Annotated in this window: 15 protein-coding genes and 2 tRNA genes; 12 read left to right on the forward strand and 5 right to left on the reverse strand. The window is 70.9% G+C overall.

Annotation, left to right across the window (positions count from 1 at the left end; genetic code table 11):
• Position 1: 1 nt before the first annotated feature.
• Complete coding sequence (locus tag AMK22_RS04180) at positions 2 to 1,147, reverse strand: ThiF family adenylyltransferase (protein ID WP_073781838.1); 1,146 nt, start codon at positions 1,145 to 1,147, stop codon at positions 2 to 4.
• A 275-nt stretch (positions 1,148 to 1,422) separates the two neighbouring features.
• On the opposite strand from AMK22_RS04180, the gene AMK22_RS04185 reads away from it, so the two are divergent.
• From AMK22_RS04185 to AMK22_RS04200, 4 genes are all read left to right on the forward strand, one after another.
• Positions 1,423 to 2,046, forward strand: a complete 624-nt coding sequence (locus tag AMK22_RS04185) for a M48 metallopeptidase family protein (RefSeq protein WP_073781839.1) — start codon at positions 1,423 to 1,425, stop codon at positions 2,044 to 2,046.
• Between the two features lie 107 nt (positions 2,047 to 2,153).
• On the forward strand, positions 2,154 to 3,878 hold the full coding sequence (locus tag AMK22_RS04190) for a TerD family protein (RefSeq protein WP_073781840.1): 1,725 nt from the start codon (positions 2,154 to 2,156) through the stop codon (positions 3,876 to 3,878).
• 12 nt (positions 3,879 to 3,890) lie between these two features.
• Complete coding sequence (locus tag AMK22_RS04195) at positions 3,891 to 4,571, forward strand: AIM24 family protein (protein WP_073781841.1); 681 nt, start codon at positions 3,891 to 3,893, stop codon at positions 4,569 to 4,571.
• Between the two features lie 18 nt (positions 4,572 to 4,589).
• Positions 4,590 to 5,345, forward strand: a complete 756-nt coding sequence (locus tag AMK22_RS04200; protein ID WP_073781842.1) for an AIM24 family protein — start codon at positions 4,590 to 4,592, stop codon at positions 5,343 to 5,345.
• Positions 5,346 to 5,515: 170 nt separating this feature from the next.
• Here AMK22_RS04200 and AMK22_RS04205 read toward each other — a convergent pair whose 3' ends face one another.
• Together AMK22_RS04205 and AMK22_RS04210 are read right to left on the reverse strand one after the other, a co-directional pair.
• Positions 5,516 to 6,064 (reverse strand): NUDIX hydrolase, encoded by a 549-nt coding sequence (locus AMK22_RS04205; protein WP_073781843.1) that lies wholly within the window; start codon positions 6,062 to 6,064, stop codon positions 5,516 to 5,518.
• Positions 6,061 to 7,512, reverse strand: coding sequence for a zinc-dependent metalloprotease (locus tag AMK22_RS04210; RefSeq protein WP_073781844.1), 1,452 nt, complete (start codon positions 7,510 to 7,512; stop codon positions 6,061 to 6,063). The genes AMK22_RS04205 and AMK22_RS04210 overlap by 4 nt, the downstream gene beginning before the upstream one ends.
• A gap of 190 nt (positions 7,513 to 7,702) precedes the next feature.
• Here AMK22_RS04210 and AMK22_RS04215 point away from each other — a divergent pair, with 190 nt between their 5' ends.
• The 4 genes from AMK22_RS04215 to AMK22_RS04225 all read left to right on the forward strand — a co-directional run bounded on the left by AMK22_RS04215 (position 7,703) and on the right by AMK22_RS04225 (position 11,015).
• Positions 7,703 to 8,845, forward strand: coding sequence for an SDR family oxidoreductase (locus AMK22_RS04215; protein ID WP_073781845.1), 1,143 nt, complete (start codon positions 7,703 to 7,705; stop codon positions 8,843 to 8,845).
• Between the two features lie 128 nt (positions 8,846 to 8,973).
• Complete coding sequence (locus AMK22_RS04220; protein WP_073781997.1) at positions 8,974 to 9,435, forward strand: molybdenum cofactor biosynthesis protein MoaE; 462 nt, start codon at positions 8,974 to 8,976, stop codon at positions 9,433 to 9,435.
• 128 nt (positions 9,436 to 9,563) lie between these two features.
• Positions 9,564 to 9,734, forward strand: coding sequence for a hypothetical protein (locus AMK22_RS39940; RefSeq protein WP_199883114.1), 171 nt, complete (start codon positions 9,564 to 9,566; stop codon positions 9,732 to 9,734).
• 192 nt (positions 9,735 to 9,926) lie between these two features.
• Entirely contained in the window at positions 9,927 to 11,015 is a 1,089-nt protein-coding gene (locus AMK22_RS04225) for a YlbL family protein (RefSeq protein WP_073781846.1), read from the forward strand.
• A gap of 70 nt (positions 11,016 to 11,085) precedes the next feature.
• Here AMK22_RS04225 and AMK22_RS04230 read toward each other — a convergent pair whose 3' ends face one another.
• Positions 11,086 to 11,643, reverse strand: a complete 558-nt coding sequence (locus tag AMK22_RS04230) for a PPA1309 family protein (protein WP_242433825.1) — start codon at positions 11,641 to 11,643, stop codon at positions 11,086 to 11,088.
• Between the two features lie 137 nt (positions 11,644 to 11,780).
• On the opposite strand from AMK22_RS04230, the gene AMK22_RS04235 reads away from it, so the two are divergent.
• The 4 genes from AMK22_RS04235 to AMK22_RS04250 all read left to right on the forward strand — a co-directional run bounded on the left by AMK22_RS04235 (position 11,781) and on the right by AMK22_RS04250 (position 17,549).
• Positions 11,781 to 14,750 (forward strand): UPF0182 family membrane protein, encoded by a 2,970-nt coding sequence (locus AMK22_RS04235; RefSeq protein ID WP_199883131.1) that lies wholly within the window; start codon positions 11,781 to 11,783, stop codon positions 14,748 to 14,750.
• Positions 14,751 to 14,824: 74 nt separating this feature from the next.
• Positions 14,825 to 14,898 (forward strand) — tRNA-Met (locus AMK22_RS04240).
• A 291-nt stretch (positions 14,899 to 15,189) separates the two neighbouring features.
• The gene (locus AMK22_RS04245) at positions 15,190 to 17,337 is read left to right on the forward strand and encodes a tetratricopeptide repeat protein (protein ID WP_443333267.1); all 2,148 of its coding nucleotides are present in this window, start codon (positions 15,190 to 15,192) and stop codon (positions 17,335 to 17,337) included.
• 138 nt (positions 17,338 to 17,475) lie between these two features.
• Positions 17,476 to 17,549: transfer RNA gene (locus AMK22_RS04250), tRNA-Met, on the forward strand.
• Between the two features lie 203 nt (positions 17,550 to 17,752).
• On the opposite strand, the gene AMK22_RS04255 is transcribed toward AMK22_RS04250, so the two are convergent.
• Positions 17,753 to 18,172: a Fur family transcriptional regulator gene (locus AMK22_RS04255; protein ID WP_073781848.1), complete on the reverse strand. Its 420-nt coding sequence runs from the start codon at positions 18,170 to 18,172 to the stop codon at positions 17,753 to 17,755.
• Between the last annotated feature and the right edge of the window lie 17 nt (positions 18,173 to 18,189).

Here is an 18,189-nt window from a genome sequence, read left to right on the forward strand (position 1 = left end):
GTTACCCCGCCATTGTGTCGTGCGCCGTGTCGACCCCGGAGACGCGCTCCCTGACAGTGTGCCCGGCCGCTCCGCAGCAACAGTCGAGATGCGCCGTGATCCGCTCCGACCGCCAGTCCAACAGCGGCAGCGCGGTCTCCCAGCGGGTCCCCGTGCTCGCGGGCAGATCCCCGTCCAGAAAGGACAGCGCGTGCGTGGCGGCGAGACCGGCCACCGCCGTCGCCAGTCCCAGGTCGCACGCCTGCACGGCGGTCCGCCGCCCGGAACGCCACTGGGACAGCATCCGGGGCCACTCCTCGTCCGCCTCCGCGCGGGTCAGCGCCAGACACCCGGCGCACGCCGTTCCGCCTGGCAGGACCAGGGGGCCGACCACTCCTGTCGCCTCCACCACACTGGCGTAGAGGTGGGGGGTGCCGGAGGTGATCCACTGTTCTGCCGACCGCGGGTCCGGGACGTACACGCCGAAGCCGTCACGGGGGGCCACCACGATCAGCGAGAGCCCCGGCTCTCCGCTCTCCGAGGCACCCGCGGTCTCCGCCGTCCGAGGAGCCGAGCCGCCCGCGGATCTGCGCACCAACTGCCGGGCGGCGGTGTCCCTGCGCTCCCCGACCGCCGCCGGTGGCAGTCCGCCCGGCGAGACGTCCCAGTGCTCGGTGTGTCCGCCGTCCAGAACCTCCACCCGGCCCACGCCGGCCCCGGACAGCACCGCCGCGATCGCGGCGCCCACCCGGCCCGCACCCCGGACCTGCACCCGCATCGCCCGACGGGCCGCCAGTCGGCGCATCCCACCGCCCGGCTCCGGATGGACGACCGACAGCGACGCCAGATCGGGACGGTGCCGCTCCAGAGCGCCGGGTCGGTTCCTCAACGCGTCGCTCGCGGGACCGACGGACCGCACGTCCTCGATCAGGCCCGCATCGGTCAGCCGCCGGATCAGGGTGTCGACCTGATGGTCGGACAGGTCCAGTGCCCGTGCTTCCTCGCGCAGCAGCGGCAGGCCGCGCGTACCGTCGAGCAGTTCCAGAAAACTGCTCGTCGCGATATCCATCGGCCCGAGCGTCACCGCATGAGCGGGTGTCACCCCGAATTGGACCGTCCCTCGGCCGCGCCACGCGCGGCGCAGTGCGGGTTTCAACATCGGATACACGGCTTTCCCCCGGTCTGAGTTCTGCGAGTTCTGTGTTCCTCGTTCTGATATACGTGCGCCCCCTCCCGAAGATCGCCATGCGTGATCCACTCATGACTCACGCATCGGACCTGCGCGGGACGCGTTGTCAGAATGCGGGGCGGCGCCGAATCGTGCGGAAAGTTGTCCACAAGTGCGGTGTATTTGTCATTCAAATGGTGCACGTTGCGGAGTGGATCTTGTGTGAACCGTCCGCAGGCAGGACTTCCTCCGCCGTGACCGGGTAACGTCATGGCGTGCCCGCCGACCCGCCGCCCGGAATCGCCGGAGATCCCCCCGCGCGCAGCGCCCGACCACGCGGCCGAGGTGCTGTGGGCCGTCCGCCCCGCGCCTCGGCCACGAGCGCGGTCGAGGTCCGCAGGAGCAATCGCCGCAGCAGGACGGTTTCCGCGTACCGCGAGGGGGACCGCACCATCGTGCTCATCCCGGCCCGGATGTCGAAGGCCGAGGAGCAGCGGTGGGTGAACGTGATGCTCGACAAGCTCGCCGCCCAGGAGAGCAGGAGCATTCTCGGCGACGGTGAACTCGCCGAGCGTGCACAGCGGTTGTCCGCCCAGTACTTCGACGGCCGGGCCAGGCCCGTGTCGGTGCGGTGGGTGACCAATCAGAACACCCGATGGGGATCCTGCACCCCGGCGGAGGGCAGCATCCGGCTCTCGCACCGCTTGCAGGGCATGCCCGAGTACGTCGTCGACTACGTACTGGTCCACGAGTTGGCCCATCTCCTGGTGCCCGGTCACGGCCCCCGGTTCTGGCGGCTGTTGGAGGCGTATCCCCGTACCGAACGGGCTCGCGGCTACCTGGAGGGCGTGGTGGCGGCGGACCGGCTGCCGCATCTGCCCGCCGCACGGGGCGAGTGACGTCCGGCGATTCTGTACCGGATGTGTACCGGCTTGGCCCGATGTCCGGGATTGCGGTTAGCCTGGCGCGACGTATTCACCTTCGGGATGGGGGACGGTCGTTACGCATGGCCAGGGAATTCCAGCGCGGCCACAAGGCCAGGATCGGCGATCTCACCCCGGGGACGGACCTGTACGTAGGCGTGCAGATCGGTGGCCCGGGGCTGACCGTCGACATCAGCTGCTTCGGTCTCGACGCCGACGAGCGGCTCTCGGACGACCGGTATTTCATCTTCTTCAATCAGCCTAAATCGCCCGAAGAGTCCATTCAGCTCCTCGGTTCCCAGGCCGGTGACACCGAGTCGTTCCGCGTCACCCTGGAGCGTATTCCGGCGCACATCCGGAAGCTTTCATTCACCGCGACGATCGACGGCGCCGGCCAGATGTCCGGGATCGGCCCCGGATACATCCGGATCGTCGCCGGTGGCGAGGAGGTCGCCCGGTACGCCTTCGACGGTTCGGAGTTCACCACCGAACGCGCCGTGATGCTGGGCGACTTCTACCTCAAGGACGTCTGGCGGTTCGCCGCCGTCGGCCAGGGCTTCGACGGCGGTCTCGAAGCGCTCCTGAAGAACTTCGGCGGCGAGGTCGCCGAGGAGGAGCCCGCCGCCCCCCAGCCGCAGGGGTCCCCGCCGCCGTTCGCCCCGCCCGCGCAGGCGTCCGCACCCGCGCCGGCCCCGTCGTTCGGAGTTCCCGCCGCACCCCAGGTGCCGCAAGCTCCTCAGGTGCCACAGGTACCTCAGGCCCCTCAGGTACCTCAGGTTCCGACACCCGATCCCTCTTTCGGCGCCCCGGCCGCGCCCCAGGCTCCGCAGCCCGCCGCGTCGTTCGGCGTCCCGGCCGCTCCCACCCCGCAGCAGATCCACAACGCGCCGACGATGGTGGCGCCGATGGTGCCCACGATGCCGCCCGGCGGCACCGTTTCCCCGCCTGCCCCCGCTCCGGCTCCTTACGGACAGCCGCCGCAGCCGCCGCAGTTCGGCCAGGCTCCCGGTCAGCCCGCGCCCGTCGCGGCTCCCCCAGGTCAGCCGTACCCGGCCCCGTACGGCCAGCAGCCCCCGGATCCGTACGGGCAGCAGCCCCCGGGCACGGGCATGGCCACGGGAGTGCCGCACGGCGTACCGCAGTCCGGCGGCGGACTCCAGGCGGCCGTCAACCTCTACAAGGAGGTGGCGACCGGCCGGCGCTGGACCGCGCAGAACCACCAGTTGGTCCGGGTGGACCTCGGTCAGGACAGCGCCCCCGTCCTGGCCCGCCAGGGCAGCATGGTCATGTACCAGGGCAAGGTCGACTTCAGCTACAAGGGCGCGGGCTTCGCGGGCCGGATCGTGGGGAACGCCACGGGCCAGGAGATGCAGCTGATGCGCTGCACCGGCCGCGGCCAGGTGTTCCTCGCGGAGAACAGCGCCCATCTGCACCCCATCGAGCTGCAGGGCGACAGCATCTGCGTCTCGGCCGAACGCGTCCTCGCCTTCGACGAGTCCCTCCAGTACGAGGTGCGGCGCATCGAGGGGCACGGGATTCCGGGCGGGGCGCTGTTCACGATGGTCTTCCAGGGGACCGGCACCGTCGTGGTGATGACGCACGGCACCCCGGTGGTCCTGCCCGTCACTCCGACGACGTTCGCCGACAGCGACGCGATCGTGGCCTGGTCCGCGGCGTCCCAGGTGATCGTCTCCAGTCGGGTGCGGCTGCGCTACAACGCCTACCCGGGACACAGCGGGGAGTCGGTGAACCTTCAGTTCCGGGGCGCACCGGGCAACTTCATCGTCGTCCAGCCGTACGAGGTCTGAGGAAGCCGAAGCATGAACCAGCAGCTCGCGGGGTACGCCCCCGCACCGGTCACCGCCCGTATGGAGAACCACGGCAGCGCCATGCTGAAGGTGGCGATGGCGACGGGCCAGGATCTCTTCGCGCGCGTGGGCTCGATGGTCGCGTACGAGGGGTTCATCCAGTACGAGCCGAACCCGCCCGCCGTACGCCAGATCGCACGCGACTGGATCACCGGCGAAGGCGCCCCCCTCATGAAGTGCAGCGGGGACGGACTGCTCTACCTCGCCGACTACGGCGCGGACGTCGTCGTCGTCCACCTCGACAACGAGGCGCTGTCGGTCAACGGCACGAACGTCCTCGCGTTCGACGCGCAGCTCCAGTGGGGTGTCGAGCGGGTCAAGGGTCTCGCCAAGTTCGCCGGTCAGGGCCTGTGGAACGTGTCCATCTCCGGTACCGGCTGGGTCGCGCTGACCTCGCGGGGGACCCCCGTCGTCGTCAATTGCGGCAGCGGCGAGGACGAGACGTACGTCGACCCCGACGCGCTCATCGCCTGGTCCCCGAACCTGAAGGTGAAGGGCAAGCGCAGTTTCAAAGCGGCGTCCCTGATCGGCCGCGGCAGCGGCGAGGCGTTTCAGATGGCCTTCTCCGGTCAGGGCATCGTCGTCGTACAGCCGAGCGAGGACAGCACCGACCGCCTGCGGGCCCGGGGCTGAGGGGAGCGAGAGGACACCATGCAGAGCCCGCTTTTCCAGCACACCGAACAGCAGTCCGCGGACCGCTACACCCTGCAGAACGCGCAGATGCTGCGGGTCTCGCTCAGCGGCCACGACGACGTCCTCGCCCGCAAGGGCAGCATGGTCGCGTACCAGGGCCTGATCGAGTTCGACGGGGAGTACCAGTCGAGGGGACAGCAGCGCTCCCGCTCGCACACCGGTGAGGGCCTCGACCTCATGCGCTGCTCCGGCCAGGGCAGCGTGTTCCTCGCCAATCTCGCGCAGTACGTGCACGTGGTGGACGTCGACCACGACGGTCTGACGGTGGACAGCGCCTATGTGCTCGCGCTCGACTCCGGGCTGCACCACGAGGTCATCGCGGTGGACAGCCAGTACGGCATCTCCGGGTCCGGGAAGTACCAGCTCAACATCACCGGCAGCGGCAAGGTCGCGCTGATGACTTCCGGACAGCCGCTCATGGTGCAGGTCACGCCCGACAAGTACGTCAACGCCGACGCCGACGCGATCGTCGCCTGGTCCAGCTCCCTGCGGGTGCAGATGCAGGCTCAGACGCACTCCTCGGGAGTCTGGCGGCGCCGCGGCAGCACCGGTGAGGGCTGGGAGCTCAGCTTCCTCGGCCAGGGCTACGCGCTGGTCCAGCCCAGCGAGGTGCTGCCGCCGCAGAACGTGCAGATCGGCCAGGGGATCCGCGCCCAGTACGGGATGGGCCAGCAGGGCGCCTACGGCCAGAACCGGAACAACGCCTGGAACTGAGCCGCGCGGGCCGACATCGACGGCAGCACGGACACGGAGGGGACGGCCTCGAAAGCCGTCCCCTCCGTGCGGGCCGAAGCGCGCGGGCCCGAGCGTGCGGGCCGGCGCGGAGCCGGAAGGGCCCGGAAGGGCGTCGACGACGCCCCTTCGGCCGCGCGTCCCGATCGGTTCTAGGGACGCTGCTCCACCGCGGCGCGGACGCGCGTCATCAGCCGTACGACCGAGGCGTCCGCCACCGACGGGACCTCGTCGTACGTGAACCAGCGCAGGTCCAGCGACTCGTCGCTGATCTGCTCCGTGGCGCCCAGCGGCGCCAGCGCCGCGTACTGCACGTCGAGATGCCAGTGGCAGGGCGCGGGAATGCGGTGGCGGTCCAGCGTCACCGGCCCGCCCGGGAGCAGCGCGAGGCCGCTGATCCCGGACTCCTCGGTGGCCTCGCGCAGCGCCGCCGCGGCCAGCGTGCCGTCCTGCGGCTCGCAGTGGCCGCCCATCTGCAGCCACATCCGCAGCTTGCGGTGCAGGGTGAGCAGGACGCGGCCGCGTTCGGGATCGACGACCAGCGCGCTGGCCGTCAGATGCCCGGCGTCGCACGCCTTCCACATGCCGTCCGGATGCCGGGCCAGGTGGTCCAGGTAGACCTGCCGCAGCCCGTCCTGGTCCGGGTCCTGCGCGTCCTCGTAACCCTTGAGCACGAGAACGGCGTCGTCGTACAGGCTCACCGGTCGCTGTCGCCCTTGCCGTCGCTCCCGTGGTCGTCGGCCTCTCCGGAGGCCGCCCCGTCCGTGCCGGCCGTGGGCTTCTTCGGTTCCTGCGCGGCCTCGCCGAGCATCTTGTCCAGTTCGGAGAAGTCCAGCTGCTCGTGGTGGACGAACCCGTCCGGATCGTCCAGGTCCTGTGCCGTCGGCAGCATGTCGGGGTGCTCCCACAGCGCGTCGCGCCCGTCCAGCCCGCGGGCGTCGGTGAGCGAGGCCCACAGGCGCGAGGCGTCGCGCAGCCGCCGCGGACGCAGCTGGAGGCCGATGAGCGTGGCGAACGTCTGCTCGGCCGGACCACCGGAGGCGCGCCGCCGCCGCATGGTCTCGCGCAGTGCGTCGGCCGATGTCAGACGGGACTTGGCGGCCTCGTGCACCACCGCGTCCACCCATCCCTCGACCAGCGCGAGCGCCGTCTCCAGCCTGGCCAGGGCCGCCTTCTGCTCCGGCGTGTCCTCCGGCTGGAACATGCCCTGCTGGAGGGCGTCCTGCAGCTGCTCGGGCTGCGACGGGTCGAACTGGCCGACCACGTCCTCCAGCTTGCTGGTGTCGACCTTGATGCCGCGCGCGTATCCCTCGACGGCACCGAACAGATGCGAGCGCAGCCACGGGACGTGGGCGAAGAGGCGCTGGTGCGCGGCCTCGCGCAGCGCGAGGTACAGCCGGACCTCGTCCTGCGGGACGCCGAGGTCCTTGCCGAAGCGCTCGACGTTCAACGGAAGGAGCGCGGCCTTGCCCGCCGGGCCCAGCGGCAGTCCGATGTCGGTCGACCCGACCACCTCGCCCGCCAGCACGCCGACGGCCTGTCCGATCTGCTGGCCGAACATCGCGCCGCCCATCGACCGCATCATGCCGATCAGCGGGCCCGCCATCGCCTGCATCTCCTCGGGCAGCACGTCGCCCATGGCGACGCCCACGCGCTCGGCCACCGGGTCGACCAGCTTCTGCCAGGCGGGAAGGGACGCCTCCACCCATTCCGCACGGCTCCACGCCACCGTCGAGACCGAACCGGAGGGCAGCGACGTCACACCGTCCAGCCACAGGTCGGCCAGGCGCAGCGCCTCGTCGACCGCGGACCGCTCGGACGGGCCGACGCTCGCGTCCTTGGAACCGTCGGGCGTGCCCTGCGCGACCGTCTGGCGGGCGATCTGCTTGGCCATGTCCCAGTTCACGGGACCGCCCTCGTAGCTCAGCATCTGGCCGAGCTGCTGAAAGGCCGCTCCCAGGTCGTTGGGGTTCAGCGTGCCGAACATCGCCGCGAACGGGTTGTCCCCGCCCGCGCCGGGCCCGAAGCCGAACGGGTTCGCCGGCCCGCCCGAACCCTGCCCACCTCCGGTGGGGTCCTTCTTCTTGCCCTCGTCGCCGTTCTCCGGCTCCTCCGGCGGAAGGCCGAATCCGAATGGGGTGTCACTCACGGGTTTCCTCGGCTCTTAGGGCCGTCGGCGCGAACCGACGGCGACTGCCCGACATCACCATCCAGCGTAGACACCAAAAGTCCGCTCGGGGGCTCGGTGCTCCTCGGCCCCGGCCTGCGGCAGGATGGACGCCACCTGGTACGTACGCGTCATTCGGGTACGTACTGAAGACAACCGCTGGAGACGCCCGGTGAGTTCCCCAGATCCTCAGGTTCGCGCAGCGCGAAACCTTTCCGCCCCCTCGACCGAGAGCAAACCCGTGAAGAGCCGTTCAGGGAACCGTGGCCCCGTCGTCGCGGTCACCGGAGCCGCGCGCGGCGTCGGCGAGCTGCTCGTCGCACGCCTCGTGGCTTCCGAGGAGATCAAGCAGGTCATCGCCATCGACGAGCGCCGCGGAGAGGTCCCCGACGCGACCTGGTACCTCCTCGACGTGCGGGACCCGGCCATCGCGGAGAAGCTGCGCGGCGCGGACGTCGTGGTGCACCTGGCACTCGATCTCGACCTGGAGACCGACCCCGCCGCCCGCACCGCCTACAACGTGCGCGGAACCCAGACCGTGCTCACGGCCGCCGCGGCAGCGGGGGTCCACCGGGTGGTGCTGTGCACCTCCGCGATGGTCTACGGGGCGCTGCCCGACAACGACCTCCCGCTCGCCGAGGACGCCGAGCTGCGCGCCACGGCCGAGGCCACCGGTGTCGGGGACCTCCTGGAGATCGAACGCCTCGGCCGCCGCGCGCCCCGCGCCCACCCCGGACTCAACGTGACCGTGGTAAGGCCCGCGGTCCTGGTCGGCGGCACCGACACCGCGCTGACCCGCTACTTCGAGTCGCCGCGCCTCCTCGTCGTCGCCGGGTCGCGTCCCACCTGGCAGTTCTGCCATGTCGAGGACCTGGTCACGGCACTGGAGCACGCGGCGCTGGAGAAGATCGACGGCGAGTTCGCGGTCGGCTGCGACGGCTGGCTGGAGCAGGAGGAGGTCGAGGAGCTCAGCGGTGTCCGCCGGATGGAACTGCCCTCGGCCGTCGCCCTCGGCGCCGCCGCCCGGCTGCACCGGATCGGGCTCACTCCGTCGCCGGCGGGGGACCTGGCGTACACGATGCACCCCTGGGTGGTCAGCGTGAGCCGGCTGCACGACGCGGGCTGGCGCCCGCGCTGGACGAACGAGGACGTGCTCGCCGCGCTCCTCGAAGAGGTGGCGGGGCGGCACACCGTCGCCGGACGCCGCCTCGGCCGCAAGGACGCGACCGCGGCGGGTGCCGCCGGTGCGACCGTGGCGCTGCTCGGCACCGCCGCCCTGGTCCGCAGGGCCCGCAAGGCCCGCCGCCGCATCTGACCCCCGGCCCCCGGGGCCCGCACGGGGCTCCCCGGGCCGAGGCGGTCCGTGCGCGGACCCGGGACCGCGCGGACCGACGTCGCATACGCGTTCCCCCTTTGTCGGCCCGGTACGGCACCATGGGCCCCATGGTTCCCATGCACGACCACCCCGGCGAGTGGGCGTCGACCGACCCCGTCCGGCTGCTGGCGATCCGCGACACACCGTTGTCGGTCGACGAGGTCCTGCGTGCCGTCGGCGACGACGCCGCAGGAGGCACCGCGCTCTTCGTCGGCACGGTGCGCAACCACGACGGCGGTCAGGACGTCAGCGCGCTCGGATACTCCTGCCATCCGTCGGCGCAGGACGAACTGCGCCGGGTGGCCGAGAAGGTCGTGGCGGAATTCCCGGTCCGGGCGCTCGCCGCCGTCCACCGTGTGGGTGACCTCCGAGTGGGCGACACCGCGGTCGTCGTCGCCGTCTCCTGCCCGCATCGCGCGGAGGCGTTCGAGGCGTGCCGCAAGCTCATCGACGATCTCAAGCGCGAGGTCCCGATCTGGAAGCACCAGCGGTTCTCGGACGGCACCGAGGAATGGGTCGGCGCTTGCTGAGCGCAAGCCGATGGAGTGGTTGTCCGCCCCGATTTGCGTAATCGTCCCCCTGCCATGAGCGTGGGTCCTACAGACGGTTAATCTGCTGATCGGTCAGTTGCGGTCGCTCATGGGGCAGGGAGGTCGTAATGGCAGCACTTGCCTGGTTGTTGATTCCGCTTTTCGCCGCGCTCGGTGCGGCGATATGGGGCAGCTGGGTCACTCGTGATCACACATCCGGTGATGTCTCGGAACTGGCTGGGTACGCGCGGTTCCGTGAAGCGATGGAGAAATCGCATTCCGGTTCCGACGTCGTCTGACACCTGTCGTGCCCCGCGCAGTCGTCGCGGCGCATACGCAGTCGCCAATCCTTGCCCCTGAGCGGTCGGCGCCCCCCTGTTCCGGTGCCGGCCGCCGACGCTTCCGCGCGGGGCCGTACCGCACCGGGCTTCCGGCCTCCCGGGCATCGGACCCGACAGCGCACTGACAGGCCCTTCCCGTACTGTCGTTCCATGCCACGCCGCACCGCGACGATGCTCGCCGCCACCCTGATCCTCATCGCGCTGCTCTGCGCGGGGCTGCTGATCAAGGTGCCGTACTCGGAGATGTCTCCCGGGCCGACCGTGAACACCCTCGGCAAGGTCAAGGGCGAGCCGGTTCTGCAGATCTCGGGGCACAAGACGTATCCGACGTCGGGCAACCTCAACATGACCACAGTCAGGGTCACCGGCGCCGACTACCGCATGAACCTCGTCGGGGCCGTGTACGGGTGGCTGTCCCACGACAGCGTGGTGGTGCCGCACGACACCCTCTACCCCGACGGCAAGACGGAGCAGCAGTCCACACAGGAGAACGCCGAGGAGTTCAGCCAGTCACAGGAGAGCGCCAAGGTCGCCGCCCTGAACGAACTGGGCATCCCGGTGGCGTCGCGCGTCGTGGTCTCCACGGTCGTCAAGGACAGCCCCGCCCAGGGCAGGCTGCACGCCGGAGACGTGATCAAGAAGGTCGACGGCACGGACATCGAGCAGCCCGAGGACGTCGCGAAGCTCGTCACCCGGCACGAGCCCGGTGAGGACGTCACGTTCACGATCGTCCCGGCGAAGACGGCCCAGGCGGCCGAGAAGGCGGGCAAGGAGCCCGAGGGCAGCCGGAAGGTCGTCATCACCACCGCGAAGGCCCCGGGGGACAAGCGCGCGATCGTCGGCATCCAGGCCGCGACGGACCACACGTTCCCGTTCCGGATCGACATCGAGCTCGCCGACGTCGGCGGCCCGAGCGCGGGTCTGATGTTCTCCCTCGGTCTCGTCGACAAGCTGACGCCGACCGATCTGACCGGCGGCAAGTTCGTCGCGGGCACCGGCACGATCGACGACCAGGGCAAGGTCGGCCCGATCGGCGGCATCACCATGAAGCTGGTCGGCGCGCGGGACGCGGGCGCGCGCTACTTCCTGACCCCGGCCGACAACTGCAAGGCCGCCGCCTCCGACACCCCGGGCGGACTCACGCTGGTCAAGGTGAAGACGCTCGACGACGCGAGGAAGTCGCTGGAGAAGATCCGGACGGGGGACACGGCCGGTCTGCCGAGCTGTTCGGCCGGCTGACCGTGCCCCGCACGGGAGGCCGCGCTCCCCGAAGGGGCACGACGGTCCTGCGGTCCTCTATGGCGGCCGCTCAGTCCTCGAAGGTCGCGGCCAGCGCGTCGGCCAGCCCGGGCACCAAGCCCGCGCCCGTGCGCACCTCGCTCGGCGAGTCCTTCTCGCGCAGGCGCACGGCGCACTCGCGCGAACCGTCCCGGAGCACGGCCACGGTCATCCGCACCTCCTGGCGCTCCGGGTGCTTGGCGACCCACTTGGCCAGCTGGGCCTCGTCGAGCCCCTCGGGCACGGACGCCTCGGCGGACGGCGGCAGCATCAGCCGTTCCACGGTCAGCGCACAGCCCGCCACCGCGTCGGGCCAGGCGATCGTGGCGAGGAAGTCGTCCAGGGCGGTGCCCGCCGGAAGCTCCTCCTGCTCGATGGGCGTGAGGGAGGAGGCGGGGGCGTCGGAGTCCAGGCCGAGCTGGGCGGCGAGGCCGGGCTCCTGGACCCGCAGCCGGGCGGTGTCGACGAGGGCGAACAGCAGGGCGGGCCGGTCCCAGCCGAGGCCGGAGACGTACTCGTCGATCTCGAGCACGGCGACGGTGAGGGGGCTCGCGGCCATCGGGGGGCCTGAGGCGGAAACGTTGGACATGACCAATATCCTGCCTCCTTCCGCCCCGGGATCGGGAACTAGGTAAAGGGTCAGTAAGTTGCATAGGTGGGTCCTACGATTTCTGGACCCGCTTCATACGACCCGCGAACTACGAGGTGCGCACGTTGGCTTTCCAGATGCCGGACCGCGGCGGAGGCCCGACCGGGCCACGGATCAGAGTCGGCCGCCCGTCCCGGCGCGCCCGTACCCTGCTCATGACACTGGGCGTCCTGGCGGTTCTCGCCATGGCGTTCGTCATGTTCGCCGGGTTCTGGACCGACTGGCTCTGGTACCGGTCGGTCTCGTACTCGTCCGTCTTCACCACCACCCTGTGGACCAAGATCGGACTGTTCCTCGTCTTCGGACTGCTGATGGCGCTCGTCGTCGGCCTGAACATCTGGCTCGCGCACCGACTCCGGCCGCCGCTGAGCGCGATGTCGCTGGAGCAGCAGAGCCTGGACCGGTACCGGATGAGCCTCGCCCCCTTCAAGAAGTGGGTGCTGCTCGCGATCGCCGCGGTCGTCGGACTGATCGCCGGGGCCTCCGCCTCCGGGCAATGGCGCACCTGGCTGATGTACGTGAACGGCGTGGCCTTCGGCCAGAAGGACCCCCAGTTCCACCTGGACGTCTCCTTCTACGCTTTCGACCTGCCCTGGTACCGCTTCCTGCTGGGCTTCGGCTTCGCGGCCACCGTGCTCTCGCTGATCGCCGCCGCGCTGACCCACTACCTGTACGGCGGGCTCCGCATCACCAGCCCCGGCGCGCGGGCGACCGGCGCGGCCACCGGCCATCTGTCGGTGCTGCTCGGCGTCTTCGTCTCGCTGAAGGCGGTGGCGTACTGGCTCGACCGCTACGGCCTGGCCGTGAAGTCCAGCGACTTCAAGGCGACGGACAACTGGACGGGTCTGCGTTACGTCGACGCCAACGCCTACCTTCCGGCGAAGACCATCCTGTTCTGCATCGCCGCGATCTGCGCCCTGCTCTTCTTCGCGACGCTCTGGCGCCGCACCTGGCAGCTTCCGGTGATCGGCTTCGGCCTGATGGTGCTCTCGGCGATCCTGATCGGCGGGCTGTACCCGGCCATCGTGCAGAAGTTCCAGGTCCAGCCGAACGAGCAGGCCAAGGAAGCCCCGTTCATCCGGAAGAACATCGAAGCGACGCGTGACGCGTACGACATCGACCGGGCGCAGGTGCAGGACTACTCGGGCAAGAGCACGACGGAGGACGACGCCAAGCTGCGCGCGAGCGCGGACACCGCCGCCAGCTACCGCGTGATGGACCCCAACGTCGTCTCCCCGGCCTTCCAGCAGCTCCAGCAGAAGAGGAACTACTACCAGTTCCCCAAGACGCTGGACGTGGACCGCTACAAGGACGCCTCCGGCAAGGACCAGGACACGGTCATCGGTCTGCGCGAGCTGAACCTCGAGGGCATCCCCAAGCGCAACTGGATCAACGACCACTTCACCTACACCCACGGCTACGGCGCCATCGCGGCCCGGGGCACGACGACGGGCAAGAACCCGAAGGGTTCTCCGGACTTCACCGAGTCGGGCCTGCCGACCACGGGTGACCTGGGCTCGTACGAGCAGCGGATCTACTACGGCGAGAAGACCGAGCAGTACTCCATCGTCGGTGGGCCCCAGAAGGAGCTCGACTACGAGGAGGACGGCGAGAAGACCACCAGCTACAAGGGCGACAGCGGGGTCAGTCTCTCCAACACCTTCAACCGCGCCGCGTACGCGGTGGCGTTCAGCGAGCCGCAGATCCTCTACTCAGGGGCCATCGGCGACGGCTCGCGGATCCTCTACAACCGCACGCCCAAGGAGCGCGTCGAGGCGGTCGCCCCATGGCTGACCATCGACGGCGACGCCTACCCGGCCGTGGTGAACAAGCGGATCCAGTGGGTCGTCGACGCGTACACCACCACCAACGGCTACCCGTACGCCTCGCGGACCACGCTCGGCGACACCACGGCCGACTCGCTGACCACCAACCAGCGCGCGGTCGTCGCCCAGCAGAACCAGGTCAACTACATCCGCAACTCCGTGAAGGCCACGGTCGACGCCTACGACGGCACGGTGAAGCTCTACGAGTGGGACACCAAGGACCCGGTCCTCAAGACCTGGCGCAAGGCGTTCCCCGGAACGGTGGAGTCCAGGGCGGACATCCCGCAGGAACTCGTGGAGCACCTGCGCTACCCGCAGGACCTGTTCAAGGTCCAGCGCGAGCTGCTCACCCGCTACCACGTCACGAACCCCGCCCAGTTCTACAGCGGCAGTGACGCGTGGCAGGTCCCGGACGACCCGACCAACAAGGACTCGGGTGCCGTCCCGCCCTACTACCTGAGCATAAAGATGCCGGACCAGCCGGCCCAGAAGTTCTCGCTGACCACCACGTTCACGCCGAAGGGACGTCCCGACCTCGGGGCGTTCATGGCGGTGGACGCGGACGCCGCCAGCAAGGACTACGGAACGATAAGGCTGCTCAGGGTCACCACCACGGTGAAGGGCCCCGGTCAGGTGCAGAGCGAGCTCAACGGCAACGACGACGTCGCCGAGTTCGTGAGGAACCTCAAGGGAACCGACTCCGACATCGAGTACGGCAACCTGCTGACCGTGCCGCTCGAAGGCGGATTCCTCTACATCGAGCCGGTGTACACCCGCGGTGGCACGCAGAACTACCCGCTGCTGCGCAAGGTCGCCGCCTCGTACGGCTCGAAGACCGTCTTCAAGAACAGCCTCGGGGAGGCGCTCAACGAGGTCTTCGGGGTGACGGGTGAGACCCCGCCGTCCGAGGAGACCAGCCGTCCGCCGGGCGAGACCACCCAGCCGCCGGCCACCGGTGAGGCGGCGCTGAAGAGGGCGATCGCCGACGCGCAGAAGGCCTACGCGGCGGGCGAGGCGGCCCTGAAGGAGCAGGACTGGACCGCCTACGGCAAGGCCCAGGCGGAGCTCCAGGACGCGCTGGAGCGCGCGGCGGCGGCCCAGCCCAAGTCGGGCGGCGGGAACGACGCGGACCGTTCCGGCGACCGGGGCGCGAAGCCGGACGACGGCGGTTCGAAGCCGGGCGACGGCGGTGCCGCGAAGCCGGGCGGCGACAGCGGCTGACGGTGACGGGCTCCCCGACCGGGTAGCCCGGTAAAGGTTCCACCCCGCGTCGTGGTACGGTTTCCACACAACGACGCGGGGTGGAGCAGCTCGGTAGCTCGCTGGGCTCATAACCCAGAGGTCGCAGGTTCAAATCCTGTCCCCGCTACTGGAAGACGAAGGCCCGGATCCTTTCGAGGATCCGGGCCTTCGTCGTGCCGTGTGACTTTCTCGTGGGACGGGGCGAAGGGCGGTTCGCGGGGCGCGAGTTGGGCCCGAACGTGTTTGACTTGTCTCTCTGTGGGCATGTCGACAAAACGCTGAAGTGACCTCACTGGCCGCGGTATACCAGTGTGCACGGGGTGCGGGTGGTGCGACGATGATATTTATGGGGGACAGGGCAACTCTGTTGGAGACAGGGCGGTTTGCACGGCGCCGCGTTCATCGGCCGGATAGCGTGGTGAATGCGGCTTTTGGTATTGCCACCACGGAGAACAGCGAGAGCACCGAGACCACTGGGACTGCCGAGACTGCGGGGTGTGCCGCGACCTTCGAAAGCACGGAGACAGAGAACGCAGCGGGTACGGAGAGCACGGAAGGCCCGGCCGCCGCGGAGCGCCCTGGGGCCCACGGGACTCCGGGGCTTGTCGAGGACACCGGGACCCAGGAGAGCCGGGAGGACTCCGGGGCGGGGGAGGGCCCCGGAGTCGCCGGAAGCCGGGAGGGCTTCGAGGCCACCGGGGCGCCGGGCGCCGGGGACGTCTCCGGGGACCCGGTGGACCAGGACCCGGCGGAGACTCCGGGGAGCGACGAGCACGAGGCGCGTCACCGCCGCGCCGCCGACGCCGGTGACACCACCTCCATGAGCACCCTCGGCGCGCTGCTGCTGCGGCGCGGCGAGCTCGACGGGGCCGAGCCCTATCTGCGTGCCGCCACGGCCGACGGCGACCGGGCCGCCGCCAACAACCTGGGCGTCCTCCTGCACCAGCGCGGGTACACCGACGAGGCTGCCGGCTGGTGGCGCGTCGCGGCCGTCGCCGGCTCCGCCGCCGCCGCGCACGCCCTCGGCCGGTACTACCGCGAGCGCGGGGACGAGCCGGGTGCCGAGTACTGGCTGCGGCAGTCCGCCGAGCAGGGCCACGCGCTGGGCGCGTACGCCCTCGCCGACCTGCTGGAGCACCGCAGTGACGTGGGAGCCGAGCGCTGGCTGCGCGCCGCCGCCGAACAGGGGCACCGGGAGGCGGCGTACCGCCTGGCGCGGATGCTGGACCCCGAGGCCGACGACGACCCGTACGACCGGTTCGGTCACCAGGGCCCGCGCCACGCCACCTCCGTGCGCCCGGGGGCCACGGGCGGCTTCGCGGTGCGCAAGGGCGGCGGTCCGGCGGGTCGCACGGCCGGCCGGGCGAGCGAGGCGGAGCAGTGGTACCGGCAGGCCGCCGCGCGCGGTCACCAACGTGCCGCGCTGCGCCTCGGCGCTCTCCTGGAACAGCGCGGCGAGCCCAAGGAGGCGGGCCGCTGGTACCTGATCTCGGCGAAGGCCGGCGAGCCGCGCGCCGCCTGCGCCCTCGGCTTCCTGCTGCGCGACGCGGGGGACGTGGAGAGCGCCGCCGTGTGGTGGCTGCGGGCCGCCCAGGACGGCGACGGGAACGCCGCCAACGCCCTGGGGGCCCTGCACGCCGCCCGGGGTGAGCAGCAGACCGCCGAGCGCTGGTACCGGGCCGCCATGACCGCGGGGGACGTCAACGGCGCCTACAACCTGGGGCTGCTCTGCGCCGCCCAGGACCGTACGGCACAGGCCGAGCAGTGGTACCGGCGCGCCGCGTACGCGGGCCACCGCGAGGCCGCCAACGCTCTGGCCGTGCTCCTCCTCCAGGCGGGCGACACGACAGGCGCCGAGCCCTGGTTCTCCAAGGCCGCCGAGGCGGGCAGCGTCGACGCGGCCTTCAACCTCGGCATCCTGTACTCCGGGCGCGGCGAGGAGCGTACGGCACTGGTCTGCTACGAGCGCGCCGCGGCGGCCGGTCATACGGAGGCCGCGCTCCAGGTCGGCATGGCCCTGCTGCAGCGGGGCGAGGAGCAGGAGGCCGAACGCCATCTGCGCTGCGCCGCCGGGGGCGGCAGCGCGGAGGCCGCCTTCCGGCTGGCCGGGGTGCTGGACTCGCGGCGGCCGCCCGGCCCGCCCGCGCTCGGGGAGCCGATGCCGGTGAAGACCGAGTGCGAGGAGTGGTACGAGCGGGCCGCCGAGCAGGGGCACCGCCGGGCCCAGGTACGGGCCGGGATGCTTGCGGCGGCGCGCGGTGACGTGGACAGCGCGGCCCGCTGGTACCGAGAGGCCGCCGAGGCGGGCAGCCGCAACGGCGCCTTCAACCTCGGGCTGTTGCTCGCCCGTGAGGGCAGCGAGCGGGAGGCCGCACTGTGGTGGACCCGGGCCGCGAACGACGGGCACGGGCGGGCGGCTCTGCGGCTCGCCCTGCTGTCCGCGCGCCGGGGCGAGCTCACGGAGGGGCAGCGCTGGTGCGCGCGGGCGGTCGAGCTGGGGCCGGCCGAGGTCGCCGAGCGGGCCGCACGCCTGCGGGAGGCGTTGCACCAGGAGCTCACCGCGTGAGGCGGTGGCCCGGCACCGGGGAGCCGGGGCCGGGCGCCGACGGGCCCCGGGGCCGTGCTGCCAGGGCCCGCGCGTCCGGTGAGCCGCATCTGATTTGCGCAGGTCCCGAGCGGTGACGTACTGTTCTACACACAACGACGCGGGGTGGAGCAGCTCGGTAGCTCGCTGGGCTCATAACCCAGAGGTCGCAGGTTCAAATCCTGTCCCCGCTACTGCAGACGGAAAGCCGGATCCTTCAAGGGATCCGGCTTTCCGCATGTCCGGCTGTCCTTCCCGGTGGACCGGTTCCCCCATGAGTCATGTCCTGCCGGACCGGCGTGCGCCCCGGCGCATCGCACGGAGGGCCCCGGCGTACACGGGAGCGTGTGCGCCGGGGCCCTCCAGGAGAACCGGGGTCCTGCGGGGAAACGGGGATTCAGCCGTCGGCCGCGCAGCCCGGGCAGATGCCGCGGTACGTCACCTCGACATCGGACACCGTGAAGCCGAACCGCTCGTCCGTCGGCAGGTCGGCCAACGGGTCGCCCGCCGGGTGCACGTCGCGGATGGTGCCGCAGTTCGCGCAGACCAGGTGGTGGTGGGGGCGGTGCGCGTTCGGGTCGTAGCGCTTGGCGCGGCGGTCGGTGGAGACCTCGATGACCTCGCCGAGCGCCACCATCTCGCCCAGGGTGTTGTAGACGGTGGCACGGGAGATCTCGGGCAGCTTCGCGACAGCCCGCGCGTGGACCTCGTCGGCCGTCAGGTGCACATGGTTTCCGTCGAGGACCTCGGCCACGACGCGCCGCTGGGCGGTCATGCGCCAGCCGCGTCCGCGAAGTCGTTCCAACAGGTCACTCATAAGCACAAGCCTAACAG

Origin of the sequence: Streptomyces sp. CB01580, from assembly GCF_001905795.1 — a bacterium.
In the GTDB taxonomy this organism is placed as follows: domain Bacteria; phylum Actinomycetota; class Actinomycetes; order Streptomycetales; family Streptomycetaceae; genus Streptomyces.

Coding starts and splice junctions, on each gene's coding strand:
- AMK22_RS04190 (WP_073781840.1), top strand. CDS start 2,154: ATGGCCAGGGAATTCCAGCGCGGCCACAAGGCCAGGATCGGCGATCTC.
- AMK22_RS04195 (WP_073781841.1), top strand. CDS start 3,891: ATGAACCAGCAGCTCGCGGGGTACGCCCCCGCACCGGTCACCGCCCGT.
- AMK22_RS04200 (WP_073781842.1), top strand. CDS start 4,590: ATGCAGAGCCCGCTTTTCCAGCACACCGAACAGCAGTCCGCGGACCGC.
- AMK22_RS04220 (WP_073781997.1), top strand. CDS start 8,974: ATGGTTCCCATGCACGACCACCCCGGCGAGTGGGCGTCGACCGACCCC.
- AMK22_RS39940 (WP_199883114.1), top strand. CDS start 9,564: ATGGCAGCACTTGCCTGGTTGTTGATTCCGCTTTTCGCCGCGCTCGGT.
- AMK22_RS04225 (WP_073781846.1), top strand. CDS start 9,927: ATGCCACGCCGCACCGCGACGATGCTCGCCGCCACCCTGATCCTCATC.
- AMK22_RS04230 (WP_242433825.1), bottom strand. CDS start 11,643: ATGTCCAACGTTTCCGCCTCAGGCCCCCCGATGGCCGCGAGCCCCCTC.
- AMK22_RS04235 (WP_199883131.1), top strand. CDS start 11,781: ATGCCGGACCGCGGCGGAGGCCCGACCGGGCCACGGATCAGAGTCGGC.
- AMK22_RS04255 (WP_073781848.1), bottom strand. CDS start 18,172: ATGAGTGACCTGTTGGAACGACTTCGCGGACGCGGCTGGCGCATGACC.